Below are 1793 nucleotides of genomic sequence, written 5' to 3'. Positions count from 1 at the left end.
CGAAAATAACAAACCCCATGAAACATATACTCATGAGGAATTGAAAGATACACTTGGGCTATAATCTATGTCATATCAAGTTGTTTATACAAAAAAAGCGATACAAAGTCTAAAAAAAATTGATAAAGCGCAACAAAAACTGATCATTGCCTGGATAGAAAAAAATTTAATCAACACGGAAGATCCAAGAGCTTTAGGCAAAAGCCTTAAGGGAAACTTAAAAGCATACTGGCGCTATCGTGTAGGTAATTATCGTATCTTGGCTGACATCAACGATAATGAAATTAAAATTATTATATTCAATATAGGACATCGCAAAGATATTTATGGGTAAATGAACAAAGAGTCTATTATTCCGACGAGTTCCTTAAAATAAGATCAGCTGAACGCTGCGCAGTCTCTATTTGATTTTTAGCTCGTTCGGAATACCGTTCTAGAACGGTATGGGCTGCTTCTTGGATGGAGCATTGCTGGAGCTTCCCCATGCTTTCTAGTGTTCTTTCGGTTTCTTTGGATATTTCGACCTCTATTTTCATTTCTTCCTCTCCTCCATTCGATTGTTCCCTTCGTTTTTTATCAAAGTTTGAAGCCTTCCAGACTTTCCTGGATCTCATCTTGGGTGATGCCGATATATCGCTTGGTGATGCTGGGGGCGGAATGATTGAGAATGTCGGCCAGCTTCATAATGTCTTTCGTATGGCGGTAATAGTGATAGCCGAACGTTTTTCGCATCGTATGCGTGCCGATGTCGTGACGCCCGATCCAGTCGCCGGCATCCCGAAGCATCCGATACACCTGCGTGGTCGTCATGGGCTTGTCGCCTTTTTGAGATGGAAACAGATATGCCTCACTATCTTTCCCCTCGATATAACGTTCAATTTCTTCTTGTAAGCCCGCAAGCAGCACTCTCCGAGGTTTTGCGGTTTTCCCTTCCCGAAGCACCATGGCGTCTTTTCCTTTGAGATCCTGCACCGTTAAGCGTACGATATCGGACACCCGCAGCCCCGTATTGATCCCGAAGGTAAACAGAAACAGATCCCGTTCGGCCAAGGCCGCCCGTTTCGGTTTGGCTTTATTCCCTCGTTTAATCGCCAGTTTCATTTCTTGAATGTCCTCGGCGGTTCGGAGAGGTTCGACTTGAATGAGTCGTTCGGCTGGAGCGGTTTTCATGGTCTTTTCCCTCCTTGTGGTAAATGTATGGTTTTGTATGTTTGGTGGCGATACCGTACATTTCCTATTCATTATAATCGAAAACCCCTGCGAACACAAGAAAATAAATGTACGCTTTTATCCAAAATCGTACATCATTCATGAGTCAATTAGCGTTCGTCCGAAAAAGAGGTCAACATTTAATCAATGAAACTAGTGCAGAAGCTAGGAGTGAACAAATGTCAAATCTATTCAAAAAATAAACTTAGGTTTCAATATTGTTAATAATTACCATGTATGTTATGTTACAGATAATCCCAAAAAATTTATAAGATGATTACGTGAGAAGTTAATTTTCTCACTTATGGGAATTTTTGTGTTTTTTGTCTTGTCTAATGTCATTAGTGTAGAGGAATCGCGTGATGGGACTACATACAGGACAATATATTCAAGAACAAATTGAATTTCGAAAAGCTTAGGGGAAGACTATTCAATATTAATGGGAACGTTCTTTTGGCTCGTGCCGATGCTAGCGGAACATGCAGACTAGATTATTAGTATACTTCGATGACAAGAGCAGAATATGACTGGTTAAATCAGGGTGTCATTTAGGTACGAGTTATAAAAAATAAAGGAGTTAGAAA

The 1793-nt window shown here is 40.4% G+C and carries 3 protein-coding genes; 1 reads left to right on the top strand and 2 read right to left on the bottom strand.

Annotation, left to right across the window (positions count from 1 at the left end; all coding sequences use genetic code 11):
• Window positions 1-67: 67 nt before the first annotated feature.
• Window positions 68-334: a type II toxin-antitoxin system RelE family toxin gene (locus LOR49_RS17305; protein ID WP_240378213.1), complete on the top strand. Its 267-nt coding sequence runs from the start codon at window positions 68-70 to the stop codon at window positions 332-334.
• A 16-nt stretch (window positions 335-350) separates the two neighbouring features.
• Here the strand turns inward: LOR49_RS17305 and LOR49_RS17300 are convergent, their stop codons facing one another.
• The gene (locus LOR49_RS17300) at window positions 351-536 is read right to left on the bottom strand and encodes a hypothetical protein (RefSeq protein ID WP_240378211.1); all 186 of its coding nucleotides are present in this window, start codon (window positions 534-536) and stop codon (window positions 351-353) included.
• A 40-nt stretch (window positions 537-576) separates the two neighbouring features.
• On the bottom strand, window positions 577-1242 hold the full coding sequence (locus LOR49_RS17295) for a tyrosine-type recombinase/integrase (protein ID WP_420830499.1): 666 nt from the start codon (window positions 1240-1242) through the stop codon (window positions 577-579).
• Between the last annotated feature and the right edge of the window lie 551 nt (window positions 1243-1793).

Source organism: Bacillus piscicola, from assembly GCF_022458745.1.
GTDB lineage: Bacteria > Bacillota > Bacilli > Bacillales > Marinococcaceae > Alteribacillus_A > Alteribacillus_A piscicola.
The sequence above is the reverse complement of the archived record's forward strand: the minus strand, read 5'-3'. Positions and strand labels throughout refer to the sequence as shown.